We start from the raw sequence: 208 nt of genomic DNA on the forward strand, positions 1-208 counted from the left end.
GGGTTTTCAAGGGTTTCAAAAGCGCTTGGATTGGCAATGGGGTTTTGACCCGAAGCGGCTTCGCCTTGGGTAAAATGATAGGTGGTGGTGTAAATACTGGCATCGGTATTTCCAAAAATAAATTCTTCCTGCTCGGTTAAATCGATTTCTATACCAATTCCGTCTTCGCTTACCGCACAAACCTCTAAATCAGTTAATTCAAAAGGAA

At 42.3% G+C, this 208-nt stretch carries 1 protein-coding gene; it reads right to left on the reverse strand.

Going from position 1 to position 208, the window contains the following annotated elements:
- The coding region (locus G7034_RS02480) for a hypothetical protein (RefSeq protein WP_166399383.1) at window positions 1-208 on the reverse strand (208 nt) is incomplete at both ends.

The organism is Psychroflexus maritimus, assembly GCF_011089875.1.
GTDB classification, from domain to species: domain Bacteria; phylum Bacteroidota; class Bacteroidia; order Flavobacteriales; family Flavobacteriaceae; genus Psychroflexus; species Psychroflexus maritimus.